The organism is Myxococcus sp. MH1 (genome assembly GCF_059738865.1).
In genome coordinates, this window is sequence record NZ_AP026947.1 from 5,468,627 (window position 1) to 5,488,534 (window position 19,908).

The window sequence follows — 19,908 nt, forward strand, 5'->3', positions numbered from 1 at the left end:
GCTTCCGTCCCAAGGTTTCAGGCAAGGGGCAATCGCGGTGAGGGATGGGGGCAGGCAGCCAAGAGAGGAGAGGGCGCAATGTCGGACAAGGACAACAAGGGCAGCATGACGGTGGCCGAGGCGGGCCGTAAGGGTGGCGAGACGGTCCGGAACGAGCGAGGTCGCGAGTTCTACGAGACCATCGGTCGCAAGGGCGGAGCGACGGTGAAGGCGGAGCGAGGTCGCTCGTTCTACGAGGAGATTGGCCGCAAGGGCGGCGAGACGGTGAAGGCCGAGCGCGGCGCCAAGTTCTACGAGGAGATCGGCAAGAAGGGTGGCGACCGGGTCAAGGCCACCCGAGGGCCGAACTTCTACGAGGAGATTGGCCGCAAGGGTGGGCAGAAGGTGAAGAAGCTCATCGAGGAGGGCAAGCGCGCGGCCCGGGCCGCGATGGCGGCGACGCCGGAGGGCTCCGCGCCGCAGCAGGAGGGCTCCACGCCTCCGGCGGCTCCCTCCGGTGAGACGGCGGGCCCCGGCCAGAACGAGTAGCGTGGCCAACGGCACGCGGACCCGGTAAGACGGCCCGCGTGTACCTGGTCATCACGTTCCTCGAGCAGGTGGAAGGCACCGAGCGAGCCATCCGTCGGCTCCGGGAGTTTGGAATCCCGGAGCCGCTGGTGGTCCGAGCTCGCAGCGCGGCCGCGGCGCTGTCCGCCGAAGTCCCCGTGTTCGCGGGGCTTCGCAGTCTGGCCCTCGGAGCGGACGAGGACCGGGTGTTGTTGGTGAGCACCCTGCCTGGCGTGTCGGCCGAGGAGATGGAGCGGATGATCCAACGTGTCCAGCTGGAGATGGACGCGGATGATCCCCCGATGGGTCGGCTGGTGGCCCTCCCGGTGATCGCCGCCCCCACCCACCGGCGCTCGTGACGAGCGGGGCGTGGCCGGTGTAAGCAAGCCCCGTGCAAGCGCTGCTCGTCTTCCTCGCCATCGCGGCGCTCTCCCTGCTCGCATCGAGTCCGGCGTTGGACCCGGGGCGTTTCCCCGCGCTGGCGCGGCTGGCGGCGGGGGGATTCCTGTTCCTGTTGTTCGGCGTGGTGTTGGGGCCCTCGGCGGCGGGGGTGCTGTCCGCGGAGGACGTGCAGCTGATGCGCCCGGTGATGGCGCTGGGGCTGGGCACCGCGGGCGTCATCCTGGGGTTGAACCTGGAGCCCCGGCTGCTGCGGCTGTTGCCCCGGCCGGTGTACGCGGCGGCGCTGGCGCACTCGGGCACGGCGTTCCTGTTCGTGGCGGTGCCGCTGGTGGTGCCCCTGATGCTGACGTCGCGGCCGTCCGTGGTGGCGGCGGTGGGGGCGGCGTCGCTCCTGGGCGCGGCGGCGAGCCTGTCCTCCGGACACTTCGCGGTGCTGGCGTACCGGGGCGGGCGGATGGACCGGGCGCGGGGGCTGGGCGTGGCGCTGCTGACGATGCTCGACGACGCGCTGGGGCTGGCGGTGCTGGCGGTGGCGCTGGTGCTGGGCGCGGGCTCCAACGCGGGGGAGGGGCTGGGGCTGGTGTGTCTGGCCATGCTGCTGGGCGTCCTGTGCGGCGCGTTGCTGGCGTTCCTGACGCGGGCGATGAAGGACCCGGCGGAGCTGACCACGGTGACGTTGGGCATGGTGGCGCTCGTGGGCGGCGCGGCGGCGTACCTGCGGGTGTCGGCGCTGCTGGCGGGCGTGGCGTGTGGGGCGACGCTGGCGCTGGTGGGCGGGCGCACGGTGGAGCGGGTGGCGCGCGCGCTGGGGCGGGTGGAGCGGCCGGTGTTCCTGGTGGTGGTGTTCCTGGTGGGCAGCGGGCTGTACACGCGCGACTGGGCGGCCTGGGCGCTGGTGCCGGGCTTCGTGGGGCTGCGGTTCCTGGGGAAGGTGGTGGGGGGACGGATGGCGCAGCGGCTGGCGCGGGGCGTGTTGGAGCTGCCGCCCCGGGTGGGCTACGCGCTCATCGCGCAGGGCGGGCTCGCGCTGTGCCTGGTGGCCGAATACGAGTTCCTGGTGCCGGGCACATTGGCGCGCCGGGTGTTGGACGTGGTGGTGGTGGGCGCGGTGGTGAACGAGCTGCTCGCGGGACCGGCGTTCCGCCAGGTCCTCTCGCCACCGCCGCCGCGTGAGCCTCCGGAGTCCGCGAGCGTGGGGGTGGCCACATGAGGGGCGCGGTGCTGCGGTTGCTGCTCCTGGTGGGGCTGCTGGCCATCATCAGCCGCGCCCAGGTGCTGCGCGAGGACGCGGGCACGCCGGTGACGCTGGCGGCCGGCGCGCTGCTCTTGTGCGGCCTGTTCGCGGGCAAGGTGGCCAAGGGGCTGGGGCTGCCCCGGCTCACGGGCTACCTGCTGGTGGGCGTGGCGGTGGGGCCGTACGCGTTGGGCTTCATCCCGGGCGAGGGCGTCAAGGGGTTGGACCTGGTGAAGGGGCTCGCGGTGAGCCTCATCGCGCTGGTGGCCGGCACGGAGCTGCGGCTGGGGCTCATCCGCCGCGTGGGCGCGAGGGTGGCGCTCCTGTGCGCCGCGGTGTGCGGCGTGACGTTCGCCGTGTGCTTCGGGGCGACCTTCGCGCTCAAGCCGCTGCTGCCGTTCCTGGCGCCGATGTCCTGGCAGCAGGCGCTGGCGGTGAGTGCGCTGGTGTCCACGGTGGTGGTGTCGTTCTCGCCCACGGTGACCATCGCCATCGTCCAGGAGACGAGCGCGCGGGGCTCCTTCACGGAGTTCCTGATGGCGCTGGTCATCATCGGCGACCTGTTCGTCATGGTGGCGTTCGCGCTGGCGGCCGGCGTGACGCGGGCGAGCTTCGGCGGCGGGCTGGACGTGACGGGCCTGTTGAGCGGGGTGGGGTGGGAGCTGTTCGGCTCGGTGGTGGTGGGCGGGGTGCTCGCGGTGGTGATGCTCCTCTACATGCGAGGAGTGAAGCAGGAGCTGCCGCTGTTCCTGGTGGGACTGTCCTTCGCGGCGGCGGAGGGGGGCACGCGGCTGCACCTGTCCCCGCTGCTGGTGTCGCTGGCGGCCGGCGCGCTCATCGCCAACCTGGACGAGCGCGAGGGGGAGCGCATCCACCACGCCATCCAGCGCGCGGGGCTGCCGGTGTTCGCGCTCTTCTTCGCGGCGGCGGGCGCGGGGTTGAAGCTGGACGCGTTGATGACGGTGGGGCCGGCGGCGCTGCTCCTGGTGGTGCTCCGGGGGCTGGCCATCTGGTTCGCCTGTCGACGCTTCGCCCCCACGGATGACCCGCGGCTGAAGGAGTACCTGTGGATGGGGCTCATCTCGCAGGCGGGCGTGACGTTCGGCCTGGCGGCGCTGGTGTCGCGCACGTTCCCGACCTTCGGGCCCCAGGTGGAGGTGCTCATCGTCGCGATGATCACCGCGCACGAGCTGGTGGGCCCGGTGTTGACGCGACGTGCACTGACGGCCAGTGGCGAAGTCAGGACGGACGAGGCACAGGGAACCGCGTAGGCTTTTGGGCCGCACGCAGGAGGGACACACGAATCATGGCCGCACCCATCCTCGAGGTGGACATGGAGCACCCGTCGCCGCGCCACATCCAGCGCGCGGTGGAGGTGCTCGAGCGCGGCGGGCTCATCGCCTACCCGACGGACACGTACTACGGCATGGGCTGTGACCTGGGCTCGAAGAAGGCCATCGAGCGGCTCTACCAGCTCAAGGGACGCGACAAGAAGAAGCCCCTGTCCTTCCTCTGCCCGGACCTGTCGGACGTCGCCCGTTACGCTCACGTCAGCAATTTCGCGTATCGGACGATGAAGGGTCTCACTCCAGGTGCGTTCACCTTCATCCTCGAGGCGACGCGGCTGGTGCCCGATTTGATGATGTCGAAGCAGAAGCAGGTCGGCATCCGGGTCCCGGATGCCCCCCTGGCGCGCGAGCTGACGCGTGCACTGGGGCGCCCCCTGGTGACGACGTCGGTGAGCAATACGGACGGTGAGCCGCTCACGGACGCGCGGGAGATCAAGGACGCGTTCGGGCATGGCCTGGAGCTCATCCTCGACGGAGGCGTGACATTGAACGAACCGTCGACAGTGGTTTCACTCATCGGCGACACGCTTGAAATCCTCCGGCAGGGCAAGGGTAGGCTGGAGGACTGAAACTCGAACAAGAGGGGGGCCGCCGTGGAATCAGGGGCCGCGGAGCCAACGCGAACGGACATGCCGCAGCAGGTTCCGTCGCTGATGAGGTTGCTATTGCTACTGTTGTTCCGCCCGGTGGACCTGCACTACAGGCTCCGCGCGGCGGGAATCCTCGCGCCCGGGGGGCGCATCGGCCAGCTGTGGCGTGAGCAGGCCAATGGCGGCCGGGCCGCGGGGCTCTACGTCCGGCGGATGTTGTTGATGCTGGTGGTGGGCTCGCCGCTGGTGACGGGGCTGGTGGGGCTGGGGTTGTACTGTGCCGGCATTCCACTTCGCGGCGGCTGGGCGGTGTCCGCGTTGTGTTGTTCGGCGGTGGGTCTGGCCCTCGCGCAGGTGTCGGGGCTCGCGGCCGGGGTGATGTTGGGCTCCTTGGCGAGCCTGTCCATGCTGGTGGGGTTGCACGCGACGGCGGCGGGGGCCTTCGGGCCGGTGCTCGGGGGCGCGGCGGGGGTGGCGGTGGGCATCTGCCTGGGCATGGTGTCCGGGCTGTCGGTGGGCAGCATCGCGAGCATCAGCGGCGGGCGGGGTCCGTCGGTGTGGCGGGTGCAGGTGGCGGCCATCGTCACCAGCGTGGTGCCCATGTTGGTGTGGAGCCGGCAGGCCAACGTGTCGTTCGCGGGCGCGGTGGCGGCGTCGGCGCTGGTGGCCTTCCTGGTGAGCGCGTTCCGGTTGCCGCTGTACGCGCTGGAGGTGCTCGCGTCGGCGGTGGCGTACGCGGTGGAGCGGTGGACGGGGCGCCCGACGTTGCACTGGGTGCCGGTGCGCCATCACAACCTGAGCTACCTGCCGCACCCGTTCCTGAGCCGGCACCTGGCGCTGGCGGTGCGCTCGCGGCCGGCGGAGGTGCTGGCGGTGGCGGATGCCTGCCTGCGCTCGCCGGGCAACATCCTGGTGGGCTGGCCGTGGGTGGTGCAGGCGCTGGAGCGCGCCTCGACGACGGAGGGCGCGGCGGGCGGGCCCCATGGCTGAGGGGCGCGCCCGGGAAGTTGGGGGCGTTGGATTGCCTCGGCGCGAGGCTCCGCTAGCCTGAAGGCCATGGAAGGGTTGCTCGACGCGTTCATCGCGTTCATCCGCGCCGAGCGCGGGCTGTCCGGCAAGACGGTGGATGCCTACGCCGCGGACCTCACCGCGTACTTCGAGGACCTGCGCGGGCGCGGCGTCGACGATGTGACGCGGGCGCGCCAGGAGGATGTGACGGCGCACCTGTCGGCGCTGACGAAGGGCGGCCTGGGCAAGCGCAGCCAGGCGCGACACCTGGCCGCGCTGCGCGGCTTCCACCGGTTCCTCGTCGCGGAGCGGCTGGCGGACAAGGACCCGACGGAGGACGTGGACACGCCGCGCTCGGCGCGCAAGCTGCCCTCGTTCCTGACGCTCGAGGAGGTGGAGCAGCTGCTCGCCGCGCCGGACGAGGGCTCTCCCGCGGGGCTTCGGGACAGGGCGATGCTGGAGGTGCTCTACGCCACGGGGCTGCGCGTCAGCGAGCTGTGCGGCCTGGGCGTCAACGACGTGCAGCTCAGCGCGGGGTATCTGGTCGCGAAGGGCAAGGGCGCCAAGGAGCGCGTCGTCCCGTTGGGGCGCGTGGCGGTGGAGAAGGTCCGCGAGTACCTGGCCGGCTCGCGTCCGGCGATGCTCGGGCGGCGTGAGGCGCGGGCGCTGTTCGTGACGCCCCGGGGCTCAGGCTTCACCCGGCAGGGGTTCTGGAAGCTCATCAAGCGCTACGCCCTGAAGGCGGGCATCCTCAAGCCGCTGTCTCCGCACAAGCTGCGGCACTCGTTCGCCACGCACCTGGTGGAGCGCGGCGCGGACCTGCGGGCCGTGCAGCAGATGCTCGGTCACGCGGACCTGGCCACGACGCAAATCTACACGCACGTGAACAGCGCCCGGCTGCGCTCGGTCTACGACGAGTTCCACCCGCGCAGCGACGCGTTCACCCCCAAGAAGAAGCGCAAGACGGGGTCGTAGCCGCGACGGTGGGGTCGGTGGACCCGACATGTCAGACCGGGCGTTAGACTGCCTACGTATCAGGTCGACACCCTGTGGGGTGGGGTGTCACGCGAGGGACGCTGGGCGTCCCATCGACGGAGGCAGGCGTGGGAGACATCCGAGGAACGAAGCCCAGGACGTATGAGGACATCGAGACGCCGCCCCTGCCGTGGGTGGCGGAGCCGCTCGAGGCGCTGTGGCCCGCGCCCATGCCCCGCGCGGCGGTGGACCTGAATCCGCTGGTGCATCGGCTGGGAGCGCTGCTCGTGCGGCCCTTCGACTGGGCCCGGAGCGGGCCGGGGGGCTGGTGGTTCCTGGAGACGCCGGAGCTCCACCTGGAGTCGGGCGTCGTCGTGCCCCCGTTGGCGGCCTGGCGACGGGCGGAGGTGCCGGAGCCCCCCGAGCCTGAGGCACCCTGGCTCACACCCGCGCCGGATTGGGTCTGCGAGGTGCTCTCGCCACGGAGCGGGGAGCTCTCCTCTCGGATGCAGGCGTATCACCAGGCCCGCGTGGAGCATGTCTGGCTCATCGACCCGGCCCGGTGTCGCCTGGAGGTGTACCGACGCGGGAACAGGGGCTGGGCGCGGGTGGGGGTGCACGAAGGCTCCGCCCGGATGCGCGCGGAGCCCTTCGACGCGGTGGTCCTGGACCTGGGGGAGCTCTGGCTTCAGGAGCCCACGTTGACCGCGGGGACGCCGAAGGGGTCCGTGCTGGTGCGGCGCGCCTCGGCGGTGGCGTCGGAGCCGGGCAGGGGCGCGACGTGAATGAGCCCGGAGGCCATCAGTCGGTGCACCGAACGCGACGCGGCCAGCTCGCCCATGGCCGCGGTGCGCAGCGCCTGGCGGATGCTCCGGCTGCCTCGCAGCTTCGAGTACAGATAGAGGTCATCTGCCGTGAGCTGCGACGGGGTGGGGCGGGGGATGGGCTCGAAGACGAGCCGTCCATCCAGCGCGAACAGCTCGTCGCTCAGGGCCAGCGTCAGGCGGACCTCGGCCTCCCGGTACAGGGCGTGGGCCTCGGGGACGGGGCCTCGCTCGAGGATCTGCGCGGCCAGGGCCACCGCGTGGTCGTACTTGCCCGACTCCAGGAAGCGCTTCACCAGGTTCAGGAGCTCGGCCAGCTCCGCGGCCTCTCCCAGCCTGGGGCCCTTGGGCAGGCGCGGCGCCAGGGCGCCCCGGCGATAGAGGTGGAGGATCCACCGCGCGGCGAACAGCGGGGCCTCCTTCGCCGTGGCCAGCATCTCCCCCAGCGTGGCGCCGCTCGCGGCCAGCTCCAGCAGCTTGTCCTCCTCCTCGGAGAAGGTCTCCACGGCGAACTCGCGGAACACCCTGAAGGTGGCGTCCAGGTGCGGGAAGACCTCGCGGAACACGGACCACTCGCGCAGCCGCGTCACCGCGTCGCGGTGCAGGCTGTTCAGCGCGAGCTTCAACCCCACCGCGCGGGAGGACGGCGGGAGCTTCGGGGTGAACTCCACCTCGCCCGACTCCCAGCCGTAGCAGTCGAAGAGGGCCTCGCGGGCCTTGTGCTCCATCGCCTCGATGAGGCGGGGCAGTTCCACGAAGCAGCGCTGCACCAGGAAGGTGCCATAGGGGGTGCCCGCGCCCTCCGCCGCCTCGAAGGCCGCCGCGGCCCGGGGAGCATCCAGGATGCGCAGGTTCACCAGGACCTGGGACAGGTGCTCGCGGGGGTCATTCGAGCTCTCACCCACCAGGAAGCCGTCCTTCACCTGGAAACACCGCCGGATGGCTCCGCGCTCCACGCGCAGGGTGCCTTCCACCCCCGCGGTCGAGAACAACGGCGGCATCACCATCTGCAGGCGATAGCTGGCGAGACTTCCCTTGAATGACTCCATGCCGGTCTGTCCTCCCGAGGTGAGGTTGCTCGCAGGTGTGGCGGTCAGGGTACCGCTCCACCCACCGGCGCTCAACCGCAAGCGCCTGGAATCACTCAGGATTTCCGTGCGCGCCACAATTTTCCACGAGGGCTCGCGGCGGGCGGGCGTCAGGCCCGGGGAGTGCCCGCGACTGAACGGAAGATTGCAGGGGCGCGGCGGGTGTGCGAACCACCTCGACGCTGCAGAACACAAAACGCGCGAAAACGACTCTGCGCGCTGACTCCCGACTCGGAACCCGACATGCGGACCCTCTCAGGCGTGCAGTCCTCCGGCAAGCTGCACATCGGCAACTACTTCGGCGCCATTCGCCAGTTCGTGCAGCTCCAGGAGGAGGGCGAGGCGTACTACTTCATCGCCAACCTGCACGCGCTCACCACGGTGCGTGACGCGAAGCTCGCGCTGGAGCTCACCCGCGAGGCGGCGCTGGCGTACCTGGCGCTCGGGGTGGACCCGAAGAAGGCGGTGCTCTTCCGCCAGAGCGATGTGCGCGAGGTGCTCGAGCTCAACTGGATCCTGGGCACCGTGGTGCCGCACGCGCACCTGGAGCGGGCCCACAGCTACAAGGACAAGGTGGCCAAGGGCATCAGCCCGGACTTCGGCCTCTTCGCCTACCCGGTGCTGATGGCGGCGGACATCCTGCTCTACAGCACGGACTTCGTCCCGGTGGGCAAGGATCAGATCCAGCACGTGGAGTTCGCCCGTGACTGGGCGGTGAAGTTCAACACCGAGTACGTGAAGGGCTACGACCCGGCGGACCCGGACGGCAAGGAGCGCGGCCACGCGCCCGGCATCCTCAAGCTGCCCCAGGCCCGCATCCAGGAGGCCACCCAGACGGTGCCCGGCGTGGACGGCAAGAAGATGTCCAAGTCCTACGGGAACACCATCGAGATGTTCGGGGACGAGAAGGAGATCAAGAAGCGCATCATGTCCATCAAGACGGACTCCACGCCGGTGGAGGCGCCCAAGCCGGTGCCCGAGGGCAAGCCGGCGGACGCGTCGCTCGTCAGCGAGGTGCCGCTCTACGACTTGCTCAAGCTGATGCTGCCGGCGTCCGAGTTCGCGGAGGTGGACGCGTCGTGGAGGGCGGGAGGGAAGGGCTACGGGGAGTACAAGAAGAAGCTCCTGGAGGCCTTCCACACGACCTTCGGACCGGCCCGTCAGCGGTACGCCGAGCTGGCGGGCGACCCGGCGGAGCTGGAGCGCATCCTCCAGGATGGCGCCCAGCGGGCCCGCCAGGAGGCCTCCGTCCTGATGGACAAGGTCCGGCGCGCGGTGGGCATCCCGTGAGGTTCCGGGCCTGAACGGGTGTTTACCGCCGTTTGTTTGACCCACCTGGGACCCACTGTTAAGGAGGTGTGTCCCCCGGTTCGCGCTCGAATCACGCGAATCCGGGCCCTTGCGTGATGACCAGCAGCCACCGACAGCCAGAAGGGCCGCCAGGAACACGCCGGTGAGTGACGGCCGCCCGACATCGGCCGATGAAGGCCTCGGCGAAGGCGCTCCGCCCCGGACCCCGGCGGACGCCTTCCGCGTCGCGCTGCCCAACTTCGAGGGTCCGCTCGACCTGCTGCTCCATCTCATCAAGGAGCACCGGGTCGACATCTTCGACATCCCCCTGGCGCTCATCACCGAGAAGTACCTGGAGCACCTGGAGCGGATGCGGGAGATCAACCTGGACATCGCCGGGGAGTTCCTGGTGATGGCGTCCACGTTGGCCCACCTGAAGAGCCGCATGCTGCTGCCCCGCCAGGACGCGGTGGCGGTGCCCGAGGGCGGCGAGGCCCTGGCGGCGGTGGAGGAGCCCGAGGACCCCCGCGCGGAGCTGGTCCGCCGGCTGCTCGAGTACCAGAAGTACAAGGACGCCGCCGAGCACATGGCCCGCCAGGACATCCTGGGCCGGGACGTGTTCGCGCGCAGCGTCCCGGTGGAGGCGGTGCCCATCCCCGAGGAGGAGGTGGGCCTGCAGGAGTTCAGCGTCCTCAAGCTCATCGAGGCGCTGGACCGGGTGCTGGAGCGGCTGACGCCCAAGGTCCAGCACGAGGTGGTCCGGGAGAAGATCACCCTCTCCGAGGCCATCCTGCGCATCGTCGGGCGGCTGCGTCCCCAGGGACAGGTCCTCTTCGAGAGCCTGTTCAACGAGGAGGACACGCCCACCCGCCAGGAGATTGTGGTCACCTTCCTGGCGGTTCTGGAAATGGTGAAACGCCGGCTCATCCGTGTGGTACAGGACGAGCCGCTCGGGCCCATCCTGTTGTTGCCCAACGGGGATGCCCTGGAGCGGCTGGCCCCCACGGAGGTCGACGAGAGTGACTACCGGTAGGAAAGGCTCCCGAGGCGGAGACGGCGAGGAGTCCGCCGCGTCCGGAGGGCCGAGCCCCTTCTCCGAGGAGGAGCTGGCGGCCGTCACGGGCCCCGGCCCGGCGGACGAGCTGGACGAGGTGGAAGCGGCGGCCATCGAGGAGGACTCCGAGTCCACGCCCGACCTGGAGACCTCCTTCGAGAAGCTGGTCTCCAAGAGCCGCAAGCTGTCGCAGGACCGCGTCCGGACGGTCATCGAGAGCGTGCTCTTCGTGGCGGAGCGCCCCCTGTCCGTGGACGAGCTGTACCAGGCGACCGGCATCGAGCAGACGCTCATCGCCGAGGCGCTCAACCAGCTGTCCGGCATCCACCGGGACGGCATCAGCGGCATCGTCCTGTACGAGGTGGCCGGCGGCTGGCAGTTCCGCACGGACCCCCACTCGGGCGAGTACGTCCGGCGCTACCTGCGCGTGAAGCCCCAGCGGCTCACCCGGGCGGCGGTGGAGACCCTGGCCATCATCGCGTACCGGCAGCCGGTGACGCGGCCGGAGTTGGAGGACATCCGCGGCGTGGATTGCGGCGCCGTGCTCAAGGCGTTGATCGACCGCAAGCTGGTGAAGATCCTGGGCAAGCGCGAGGAGGTGGGGCGACCCATCCTCTATGGCACTACGCGTGAATTCCTGGAGTTCTTCGCCCTGAAGGACCTGTCGGCGTTGCCCACGCTGCGGGAATTCCACGAGCTCACGCAGGAGCATCGCGAAATCGTGGAGAAAGAAGTACGACCCGCACCGGCAGCGGCGGGGACGGTGGAAGCACTCTCCGACCCGGGATTCACGAAGCGGATGGAGAAGAGCGCGGCGGCGAGCGAGGCCGCGCTGGAGGACCTGGAGGAAGCCATGGCGGCGGCTGACCAGATACAGAAGGCCAGCTCCAGTGTCCTGGACACAGCCCCCAAGCCCGAGACGGGCACCGAGGGGCAGAAGCCCGAGTGACGGGCAGCAAGTGAAGGGGAAGTAATGGCGGCCGAACGACTACAGAAGTACCTGGCCCGCGCGGGAGTTGCTTCGCGCCGGCACGCAGAAGAGCTGATCACCGCGGGCCGCGTGGCGGTGAACAACACGACGGTGACGGAGCTGGGAAGCCGGGTGGAGCCGGGGACGGACCTGGTCTCCGTGGACGGCAAGCTCGTCACGCCGCCGGACGAATCGTCCTACTTCCTGCTCTACAAGCCCGTGGGCGTGGTGACCACGCTGTCGGACCCCCAGGGGCGCCCGACGGTGGCGAACTACGTGGAGGAGACGGGCAAGCGCCTGTTCCCCGTGGGCCGGCTGGACTACGACGCCGAGGGAGCGCTGCTGTTCACGGATGATGGCGCGCTGGCGCACAAGCTGACGCACCCGAGCTTCCAGGTGCCTCGCACATATCTGGCGAAGGTGAAGGGCCAGCCCGACGTGCCGACGCTGGAGAAGCTGCGCGGCGGCGTGCGGCTGGAGGACGGCATGGCCACGCCGGTGTCGGTGGGCGTGTTCGAGGCCGCCGAGAAGAACACGTGGCTGAAGATCGTCGTGGCGGAGGGCCGTCCGCACCTCATCAAGCGGCTGTGCGCCGCCGTGGGGCACCCGGTGGTGCGCCTGTTCCGTCCGGCCTACGCGGGCGTGGGCGTGGAGGGTTTGCGTCCGGGTGAGCTGCGTCCGCTGAAGAAGGCGGAGGTCGAGCTGCTCAACGAGGTGGCCGACGGGAAGGCGTCGCCTCCGTCGTCGGACCTGCGGCTGCCGCCTCGGCGCCATGGTCGCGCGGCGCCGGGCTTCGATGAGTCGGACGAGGACGAGCTGGCCATGGACGATGACGCGGCGCCGGTGCGCCGCAAGCCCGCGGCCCGTGCGGAGCGGAAGCCGGCGGGTGAGGGTGGCTCGGGGCTCGCGCGCTTCGGCCGGGACCGTGCGGGCGCGGGTCGTCCGGCTCGCAAGGAGTTCGGGAGCGGGGATGCTCCGCGCTCGCGTGGACCGCGTGCGGAAGGTGGTGCGTCGCGCTTCGGTCGTCCTGCTCGGAAGGAGTGGGGCGAGGGCGCTCGCGGTGAGGGGCGCCCGGCGCGCAAGACGTTCGGCGGTGACGAGGGGCCTCGTGGCGCTCGGAGCGCTGGTGGCGAGGGGCGTCCGGCTCGTAAGTCGTTCGGTGCGGGTGGTGAGGACCGTCCGGCCCGTAGGGCATTCAGCGCCGGTGGCGAGGATCGCCCGGCTCGTAAGTCCTTCGGCGGCGATGAGGGCCGCCCGGCGCGTAGGTCCTTCGGCAGTGACGAGGGTCGTCCGGCGCGCAAGCCCTTTGGCGGTGACGAGGGTCGTCCGGCGCGTAAGTCTTTCGGCGGTGATGAGGGCCGTCCGGCGCGCAAGTCCTTCGGCGGTGACGAGGGTCGTCCGGCGCGTAAGTCTTTCGGCGGTGATGAGGGCCGTCCGGCTCGCAAGTCCTTTGGTGCCGGAGGCGAAGGTCGTCCGGTTCGCAAGTCTTTCGGCGGTGACGAGGGTCGTCCGGCTCGCAAGTCCTGGGGCGGCGATGACAGTCCTCGTAGCGCGGGTGGCGAGGGCCGCCCCGTACGCAAGACGTGGGGCGCTGGTGGCGACGAGGGTGCACGCGGTGAGGGACGTCCGGCTCGCAAGACGTGGGGCTCCAACGACGAGGGTGGTGCCCGCAGCGCGGGACGTCCTGCCCGTAAGGAGTGGAGTGCGGGTGGCGAGGATCGTCCTGCCCGTCGGTCCTTCAGCGCGGGTGGAGCGGATCGTCCGGCTCGCAAGTCCTTCGGCGCGGGTGGAGAGGATCGTCCGGCTCGCAAGTCCTTCGGCGCCGGGAGCGAGGATCGCCCGGCTCGCAAGTCCTTCGGCGCCGGCGAGGATCGTCCGGCTCGCAAGTCCTTTGGTGCCGGCGAGGATCGTCCTGCCCGTCGGTCCTTCGGCGCGGGTGGCGAGGATCGTCCGGCCCGTCGGTCCTTCGGCGCGGGTGGCGAGGATCGTCCGGCCCGTAAGGCCTTCGGTGCCGGCGAGGATCGCCCGGCTCGCAAGTCCTTCGGCGCCGGGAGCGAGGATCGTCCTCGGGGTCCTCGTGGTGCGGGTAGTACGGGCCAGGCCCGGTTCGGCCGTGGCGGGAGCTCCGATCGCGCGCCCAGCGGCGAAGGCCGTCCTCGCTTCGGCGGCGCTGCGTCCCGTGGCGCATCCAGTGGCATGAGCCGTCCCCGCTTCGGCGGTGCCGCGGGCGGTGAGTCCAGCGGAGAGGGACGTCCTCGCTTCGGTGGTGCGCGAAGCGCGGGTGGCCCGGCGCGTCGTTCGTTCGGCGACAAGGCCGCTCCGCGCGGCCGCGCCGAGGGGCGTCCGTCTCGGGGTCCCCGTGACGCGGAGGGCGCTGGCCCTCGGGGTCGCGGCTTCGGCGCGAAGCCCGGCGGCAGGGGCGCCAAGGGAGCAGGCGGCGAGGGGAAGAGCTGGGCCCCCTACGACGACCGTGGCGCTCCCCGTGAGCGAGTCGTCCGCGCGGGCGCCCGAGGGGCCGCTCCCACGGACGGTCGCAAGTCCGAGGGCTTCCAGGACTGGGGCAAGAAGAAGGAGTCGGGCTCCAAGCCCCGCTGGAGCGCTCAGGCTCCGCGCGGCGGCCGGTCCGGCGGACCTTCCAAGGGACCTCGCCGTCCTCGCTGAGGACCACACGGCGGATTGGGCGACAAGGGGGGTGTTGATATAACCCCCCGCGACTTTTCCACCGTTTCCCTCAGCGGAGACCGATGCGAACCGGCGCACGCCCCTACATCCTCATGCTGGCCCTGGTCCTCGGTTGCAACGGGAGCCGGGACCAGCTCCTCGCAGACCTCCAGAGTCCTCGACCGGAGGTCCGCGCCCTGGCGGTGAAGAAGCTCGCCGGACAGGGCAATCCCGATGACCTGATCCTCTTCACCCGCGCGGCCAAGGACCTGGCGTCCATCGTCCGCGCGGAGGCGGCCGTCGCGCTCGGCGAGAGTCAGGATCCTCGCGTCGTCGACCTGCTGGGCGAGCTGCTCGAGGACTCCGACGAGGAGGTCCAGGGCCGCGCGGCCATGGCGCTCTCCAAGGTGCGCAACGACAAGGCCAAGGCCTACCTCACGCTCCAGTACGGGCGCCGGGGGCGCACCACCCGCCAGGTCATCGTCCAGGCCCTCAAGAACGCCAACGTGCCGGGCGCCATGGCGGAAGTCGTGGCCGCCGAGGCCAAGGGCCAGTGGGACCGCAACCTCCTCACGCTCACCGAAGGCGAGCTCCCCGAGCGCGTCGGCGCCGCCGAGGAGCTGGGCAAGAGCGGTCGTCCCGAGGCCGTGAATCGGCTCCTGCCCCTGGTCCGAGACAGCCAGGTCATCCTCGCCGCCGCCGCCGTGCGCGGCCTGGGCGACGCGGGTGACAAGCGGGCCGTGGGCGACATCGCGCTGCTGCTCGACGAGAGTTTCCCGGAGCTGCGCGAGTCCGCCATCATCGCGCTGAGCAAGCTGCAGGACCCCGCCGCCGCGCCGCGCCTCCAGGCCGTGGCCGTGGAGAAGAGCGCGGTGAGCCCTCTGGCCATCGACGCCATCCTGTCCTTCCCGCGCACGCCGGAGACCGACACCGCGCTGTGCGCCGTCGCGCTCGATGGTGCCCCGTCCGACGCGCTCGCGGCGGCCCTGGCGATGCGCACCCGCGGCGGCTGCCCGTTGGACCCCATCGGCGAGCGCCTGGCGCGTCCCGCCACCGCCGCGAGCGGGCTCCAGGCCGTCGCCGGGCTCGGCCCCGTGGCCCAGCCGCTGCTCGCGAAGGTGACGCCGTGGCTCAACCAGAACGATGCCACGCTGCGCATGCTCGCGGTGGACGCCGTGGCCGCGGTGGGCGACGCGTCCGTCGTGCCCCAGCTCCAGAAGCTCTACGAGCAGGAGGCCAAGGGGCTGGAGGCGCTGCGCTCGGACTGGGTCCCCCAGAAGCTCCCCGAGACTTACGGCGCCGGGTTCGACCCGTCCGCCACGACCTCCCCGCACGTCGCGGCCTCGCCGAATGACGAGCGCGCGTCCCGCCACGCCTCGCTCTTCGAGCGGGTGAAGGCGCTCAACGCGCAGCGGGCCAAGGACGCGGGCCGCACCGTGGTCAAGCCCCGCGTGCCCAGCGAGCTGTTCGACGACGTGGAGGCCGAGCGGCTCGTCCCGCTGGCGACGCTGATTCGCGCGCTGGGGACCCTGCGCGCGCCGGGCGCCCTGGAGCTGCTCAAGGGATACAGCCAGGACCCGAGCATCCCCCTGCGCACGGCGGCGCTCGTGGGCCTGACGCGCCTGGGCGCCGAGGGCGTGGCCGTGGCTCGCGAGGGAATCTTCGAGCCCGAGAGGGATCTCCAGAAGACGCTGGCGCAGGCGCTCGCCGAGTCGGGCGAGGCGGGGCAGGTGGCCTTGCTGGAGGCGCTGCCGAAGATGGGCGGCGAGAAGCTGCTCGTGCTGGACGCGCTGGCGAAGGGCCCCGGGGTGCCGGCGTCGGCGTCGGCGGTGCTCCAGGGCGTGGTGAAGGAGGGTGGGCCGGAGGCGGCGCTCGCGGCGGTGGTGCTCGCGCGCATCCAGGCGAAGGACGCGGTGCCCACGCTCATCAAGGCGCTCGACGAGACCAACAGCGTGGCGAGGCGCGACGTGCTGCTGGCGCTCGGGACGATCGGGGATGCACAGGCGGCCGACGTGGTGGCGAGGGACCTGTTCCACGACCTGCCGGAGATTCGCGCGGCGGCGGCCACGGCGCTCAAGCGCATGGGCGCGACGACGCACTCGGAGTTCCTCGATGCGCTCAAGAGCGACTACTTCCGGACCGTGCGTGACGCGGCGGGCGCGGCGCTGGCGAAGGGGGGCACGGCTTCGGAGGGGGCTCGGTAATGGAAGCACGCAAGCTCAAGGACAGCGCCGCCGCGGCCTTCACCAAGGGGCGCTTCTCCAAGGCCGCCGAGCTGTACGAGGACTTCTGCAAGCTCGACCCCAAGGACCACCAGTCGCGCCTGCGCATGGGTGACGCCTGGGCGAAGGCAGGGGAGCGCGAGCGCGCCGTCGCCGCGTACCAGTCCGCCGCCGAGGGCTTCGCCAAGGAGGGCTTCCTCCCGCGCGCCATCGCCGCGAGCAAGCTCATCCTCGAGCTGGACCCGAGCCACCAGGGCGTCCAGCAGATGCTGGCGAACCTCTACGCGCGCCGAGGCACGCCCGTGGGCGCCCGGGCCCGAGGCCCCATGGGCAGCGCGCTCTCCGCGCCGCCGCCGCCCGAGCGCCCCGCGCCGTCCCCGCAACCGGTGTCGGGCGACGCATCGGATGGACTCGAGCTCTCCGTCGAGACGTCCTCCACGACCTCCAGCGCGGAGGAGGTCGTCGTCCATTCCGTGAGCGTGGGGCAGGAAGCCGAGCCCGCCACTCACGATGACGAGGCACCGTCCTCCCACGTCGAGCCGTCGAGCACCGGATGGGCCGAAGCGGGCCTCTCCCCCTCGAGCACCGTTGCCGTGGCACGGGCTTCGATGGCACCGTCGCCCTCCTCGCGCACCGCCTCCGAGGATGAAGGCTTCGACGTCGTCGTGGGCGAGCCCGAGCCGGGTGCGCCCCCCTCGGCGAGCACACTGCCTCCAGGACTCGCGCCGCGCACCCCGCAGCGAATCACGCCCCCCTCGGCACCTGTGCCCGCGGCGAAGTCCCCCGTGAGCGGGAAGTGGAAGGCGTTGTCCTCGCCCATCGCGGATGCACAGGCGATGGAGCCCGGCCTCCCGCCGACGCCCACGCTCATCGACCCGCCCTCGGCGCCTCCGGGCCTGCGCCCGCGCCGCGCGGATGCCACGCCCCCCGCGGGCGCCACCGCCGTCCCGTTCCGCGAGGTGTCCCGCGAGCTGGGCGCATCGCTGCGCGCGGTGACGCCGCGCCCGTCGTCCTTCACCGAGCTGGAGCTCGAAGCGGACTCCCTGCTGCACGCCGTGGAGCTCGCGGCCCAGGCCGGTCTGAATCAGCGGGCCGGGAGCGCCGCCGTCAGCGACGAGGAGGAGGTCTTCAGCCTCACCGAGGAGGTCATCACCGACGCGCCCTCTCTGGACGCGCTGCCGACCATCCCGCTGTTCTCGGACCTGCCTCGCGACGCCTTCATCGAGCTGTTCGAGCGCTGCCCGCTGCGCCGCTTCAGCGCGGGGGAGCGCATCATCGAGCAGGGCAGCCACGGCGATGCCTTCTACGTCATCTGCGAGGGCCAGGCCCGCGTCTTCCGGATGGACGCCGAGCGCCGCGTGGAGCTCGCGGTGCTCGAGGGCGGCGCGTTCTTCGGCGAGATGGCCATCCTCTCCGGAGCGCCGCGCACCGCCTCCGTGGAGGCCGCCTCCGAGGACACGCAGCTGTTGGAGATCTCCGCGCCCGTCCTGGCCTCGCTCTCCCGGAGCCATCCGCAGGTGGCCGCGGCCCTGAAGAAGTTCGTGCGCCAGCGTCTGCTCACCAACGTGATGAACACCTCCGCGCTCTTCCGGCCCTTCAACCGGAAGGACCGGCGCACGCTGGTGGAGCGCTTCCGCGCCCGCGACGTCGAGCGCGGTGACGTCATCATCCGCGACGGGGACCAGACGGACGGGCTCTACGTCCTGCTCTCGGGCGAGGTGGAGGTGCACAAGGACGGGCACCTGCTCACGCGGCTGAAGGAGGGAGACCTCTTCGGCGAAATCTCCCTGCTCCAGAAGACCCCCGCCACGGCCACCGTGACCGCGGGGCGTCACACCACGCTCCTGCGACTGCCGCGCGCCGACTTCGACGCGCTCATCTCCAGCCACCCTCAGATCCTGGTGCTCATCTCCGAGCTGACCGACGAGCGCCTTCGCCGCACGGAGCAGGTGCTCGGCGTGGAGGCCCTGGGCGGCGACGAGGACCTCATCCTCGTCTGAACCGGGCCTCGTCCCTCAGCGCACCTTCGCGAGGTAGTCGTCGCGGGTGACGAGGCCCCGTGTCTCCAGGAGCTCCAGCATGGCGCGCAGCGAGCGCGCCTGCTGCGCCACCATGCGCTCCAGGTCCGTCACCTTCTGGGTGAGGGACTCCACCTGCTGCGTGAGTTCACCCTCCCGGACGGACGACGGGCCCGACGCGCGCGGGGCGGGCATCAGCTCCACGGCCGACTCGGACGGAGGCGCCAGCTCGAACGTCTGCTCGTCGATTCCGAACGCCAGCGGCGACGCCGTCGTGGAGGTGATCTCCCCATGGTAGTGACGGCGGATGGCCCGCTCGATGGACGAGGCCGCGGCCACCACCACCTGGAGCCGCTGGCCCGTGTGGAACGCCAGCTCCTGGAGCGACTCCACGTTCGTCGGGTCCGACGTGGCCACCGTGAGCAGCTTGCTCGACGGCTCGTAGGCGGTGGGGAACACCGTGTAGCGCTCGGCGATGTCCACGCGCAGCGCCTGCATCGCCGGAGCCGAAGGCGTCAGGGCATCCAGGTCCACCGTGGGGATGGCGAGCTGGCGCGACAGGGCGTGCACCATGGAGCTCTCGTCCACGAAGCGCATCTGCACCAGCGTGAGGCCCAGGCGGCCTCCCCACTTGCGTTGCTCGGCCAGCGCGGAGCGAAGCTGGGTCTCGGTCAGGAGACCCGCATCCATGAGGATTTCCCCGAGCCGGCGCTTACGGCCGGGGGGAGGGGGTGCCACGGAGGAAGGATTCACGCGCGGGAGCATACCAGCGGACGGCTCGGCGGGAGGGCAGGGCGGCGCCACGGGCCCGGAAGGGGCGGGCCGCCCCGCAATGGGGTAAGTCTCAGGTCATGACGCGAAGCCTTCTCCCGTTTCTCGCGCTGGCGCTCTGCGCCGGCTGTGCGTCGCAGCGGCTCGCCGGCGCCGACCTGGACCGCGTGCGCCGCCCCGCCTTCATCTCCCGCATCGAGGACGGCGCGGGACCTCGCAGCTTCGTATTCCGCGAAGACTCCGCGTACGGAGACAAGCTCAAGAAGCTGGAGCCCGTGGAGGCGGACCGGCGGCTCACCGTGAAGCTCCAGCAGGCGGTGACGCGCTTCGAGATTTCCGAGCGGCTGCGCGTCAACACGCTGACACAGCTGCCTCGCGAGGCCCCGTGGACGTACACGGTGGACCCCGCGCGCGTGGCGTCCGTGCTGGAGAGCTTCCTGGTGGAGGAGGTCCCCGCGAACGCTCCGGACTACGACCTGGTGACGCCGCTGGGCGCGGACACCATCGTCGAGTTCGTGGTGCAGGAGTACGGGATGCGCAGCAAGAAGGGCCACGCGGGCGCCTTCCTGCGCGGCTATGGCCGGATGTTCACGCTGGATGGGCGCTCGGAGGTGTGGCGCCACCCGTTCGAGGTGGACCAGGTGGAGGCGGGCGCGGAGCACCTGGACCCGTTCAAGGTGGGGAAGAACCCGGACCTGTTCCGCCAGGCGCTCACCACGCTGCTGGACCAGGTTGCGCTCGAGTTCGTGAAGGACCTCACGCCCAGGGACCGTCGCGGCGGCCCCTCGGTGGCGACGCCTCCGGGCCCCGCCGCTCCCGACGCCGTCGCGCCCACCTTCGTCGAGCCGCCCAAGCCGCCCGACCCGGAGCTGGCGCCGGGCGAGCTGCCGGACCCGGACCCCTGAG

Annotated in this window: 17 protein-coding genes; 15 read left to right on the forward strand and 2 right to left on the reverse strand. The window is 71.4% G+C overall.

Features of this window, described 5'->3' with window-relative positions:
* The first annotated feature begins 78 nt into the window (after window positions 1-78).
* The 8 genes from AC6JA9_RS21545 (at window position 79) to AC6JA9_RS21580 (ending at window position 6,889) form a co-directional block, all read left to right on the forward strand.
* Window positions 79-528 (forward strand): general stress protein, encoded by a 450-nt coding sequence (locus AC6JA9_RS21545; RefSeq protein WP_141324348.1) that lies wholly within the window; start codon window positions 79-81, stop codon window positions 526-528.
* 38 nt (window positions 529-566) lie between these two features.
* Window positions 567-905, forward strand: coding sequence for a hypothetical protein (locus AC6JA9_RS21550; RefSeq protein ID WP_046713755.1), 339 nt, complete (start codon window positions 567-569; stop codon window positions 903-905).
* A gap of 32 nt (window positions 906-937) precedes the next feature.
* Window positions 938-2,158 (forward strand): sodium:proton exchanger, encoded by a 1,221-nt coding sequence (locus AC6JA9_RS21555; RefSeq protein ID WP_223748619.1) that lies wholly within the window; start codon window positions 938-940, stop codon window positions 2,156-2,158.
* A complete protein-coding gene (locus AC6JA9_RS21560; protein WP_223748618.1) occupies window positions 2,155-3,453 on the forward strand; it encodes a cation:proton antiporter in 1,299 nt (432 codons plus the stop codon). The genes AC6JA9_RS21555 and AC6JA9_RS21560 overlap by 4 nt, the downstream gene beginning before the upstream one ends.
* A 35-nt stretch (window positions 3,454-3,488) precedes the next feature.
* Complete coding sequence (locus AC6JA9_RS21565; protein ID WP_223748617.1) at window positions 3,489-4,100, forward strand: L-threonylcarbamoyladenylate synthase; 612 nt, start codon at window positions 3,489-3,491, stop codon at window positions 4,098-4,100.
* Between the two features lie 60 nt (window positions 4,101-4,160).
* A complete protein-coding gene (locus tag AC6JA9_RS21570) occupies window positions 4,161-5,111 on the forward strand; it encodes a hypothetical protein (protein ID WP_223748616.1) in 951 nt (316 codons plus the stop codon).
* Window positions 5,112-5,177: 66 nt separating this feature from the next.
* On the forward strand, window positions 5,178-6,104 hold the full coding sequence (xerD, locus tag AC6JA9_RS21575) for a site-specific tyrosine recombinase XerD (protein ID WP_223748615.1): 927 nt from the start codon (window positions 5,178-5,180) through the stop codon (window positions 6,102-6,104).
* Window positions 6,105-6,232: 128 nt separating this feature from the next.
* The gene (locus tag AC6JA9_RS21580) at window positions 6,233-6,889 is read left to right on the forward strand and encodes a Uma2 family endonuclease (protein WP_497957761.1); all 657 of its coding nucleotides are present in this window, start codon (window positions 6,233-6,235) and stop codon (window positions 6,887-6,889) included.
* Here the strand turns inward: AC6JA9_RS21580 and AC6JA9_RS21585 are convergent.
* Complete coding sequence (locus AC6JA9_RS21585) at window positions 6,793-7,977, reverse strand: DUF4388 domain-containing protein (protein ID WP_223748613.1); 1,185 nt, start codon at window positions 7,975-7,977, stop codon at window positions 6,793-6,795. The two genes, AC6JA9_RS21580 and AC6JA9_RS21585, sit on opposite strands and share 97 nt — an antisense overlap.
* A gap of 282 nt (window positions 7,978-8,259) precedes the next feature.
* Here AC6JA9_RS21585 and trpS point away from each other — a divergent pair, with 282 nt between their 5' ends.
* From trpS to AC6JA9_RS21615, 6 genes are all read left to right on the forward strand, one after another.
* The gene (gene trpS / locus AC6JA9_RS21590; RefSeq protein ID WP_223748612.1) at window positions 8,260-9,306 is read left to right on the forward strand and encodes a tryptophan--tRNA ligase; all 1,047 of its coding nucleotides are present in this window, start codon (window positions 8,260-8,262) and stop codon (window positions 9,304-9,306) included.
* Between the two features lie 163 nt (window positions 9,307-9,469).
* On the forward strand, window positions 9,470-10,339 hold the full coding sequence (locus tag AC6JA9_RS21595) for a segregation and condensation protein A (RefSeq protein WP_141332429.1): 870 nt from the start codon (window positions 9,470-9,472) through the stop codon (window positions 10,337-10,339).
* Window positions 10,326-11,309: an SMC-Scp complex subunit ScpB gene (gene scpB, locus AC6JA9_RS21600; RefSeq protein WP_223748610.1), complete on the forward strand. Its 984-nt coding sequence runs from the start codon at window positions 10,326-10,328 to the stop codon at window positions 11,307-11,309. Before AC6JA9_RS21595 ends, scpB begins: the two co-directional genes overlap by 14 nt.
* Before the next feature lie 24 nt (window positions 11,310-11,333).
* Window positions 11,334-13,991: a pseudouridine synthase gene (locus AC6JA9_RS21605; protein WP_408890407.1), complete on the forward strand. Its 2,658-nt coding sequence runs from the start codon at window positions 11,334-11,336 to the stop codon at window positions 13,989-13,991.
* A gap of 83 nt (window positions 13,992-14,074) precedes the next feature.
* Window positions 14,075-16,195 carry a HEAT repeat domain-containing protein gene (locus AC6JA9_RS21610; protein ID WP_267701007.1) on the forward strand — a complete coding sequence of 707 codons (2,121 nt, stop codon included), beginning with the start codon at window positions 14,075-14,077 and terminating at the stop codon, window positions 16,193-16,195.
* Window positions 16,195-18,213, forward strand: a complete 2,019-nt coding sequence (locus AC6JA9_RS21615; RefSeq protein WP_408890406.1) for a cyclic nucleotide-binding domain-containing protein — start codon at window positions 16,195-16,197, stop codon at window positions 18,211-18,213. The genes AC6JA9_RS21610 and AC6JA9_RS21615 overlap by 1 nt, the downstream gene beginning before the upstream one ends.
* Window positions 18,214-18,228: 15 nt before the next feature.
* Here the strand turns inward: AC6JA9_RS21615 and AC6JA9_RS21620 are convergent, their stop codons facing one another.
* Window positions 18,229-18,996: a cyclic di-GMP-binding domain-containing protein, MshE-related gene (locus AC6JA9_RS21620; protein ID WP_497957762.1), complete on the reverse strand. Its 768-nt coding sequence runs from the start codon at window positions 18,994-18,996 to the stop codon at window positions 18,229-18,231.
* An 86-nt stretch (window positions 18,997-19,082) separates the two neighbouring features.
* Here AC6JA9_RS21620 and AC6JA9_RS21625 point away from each other — a divergent pair, with 86 nt between their 5' ends.
* A complete protein-coding gene (locus AC6JA9_RS21625; protein ID WP_223748606.1) occupies window positions 19,083-19,907 on the forward strand; it encodes a hypothetical protein in 825 nt (274 codons plus the stop codon).
* Window position 19,908: the final 1 nt, after the last annotated feature.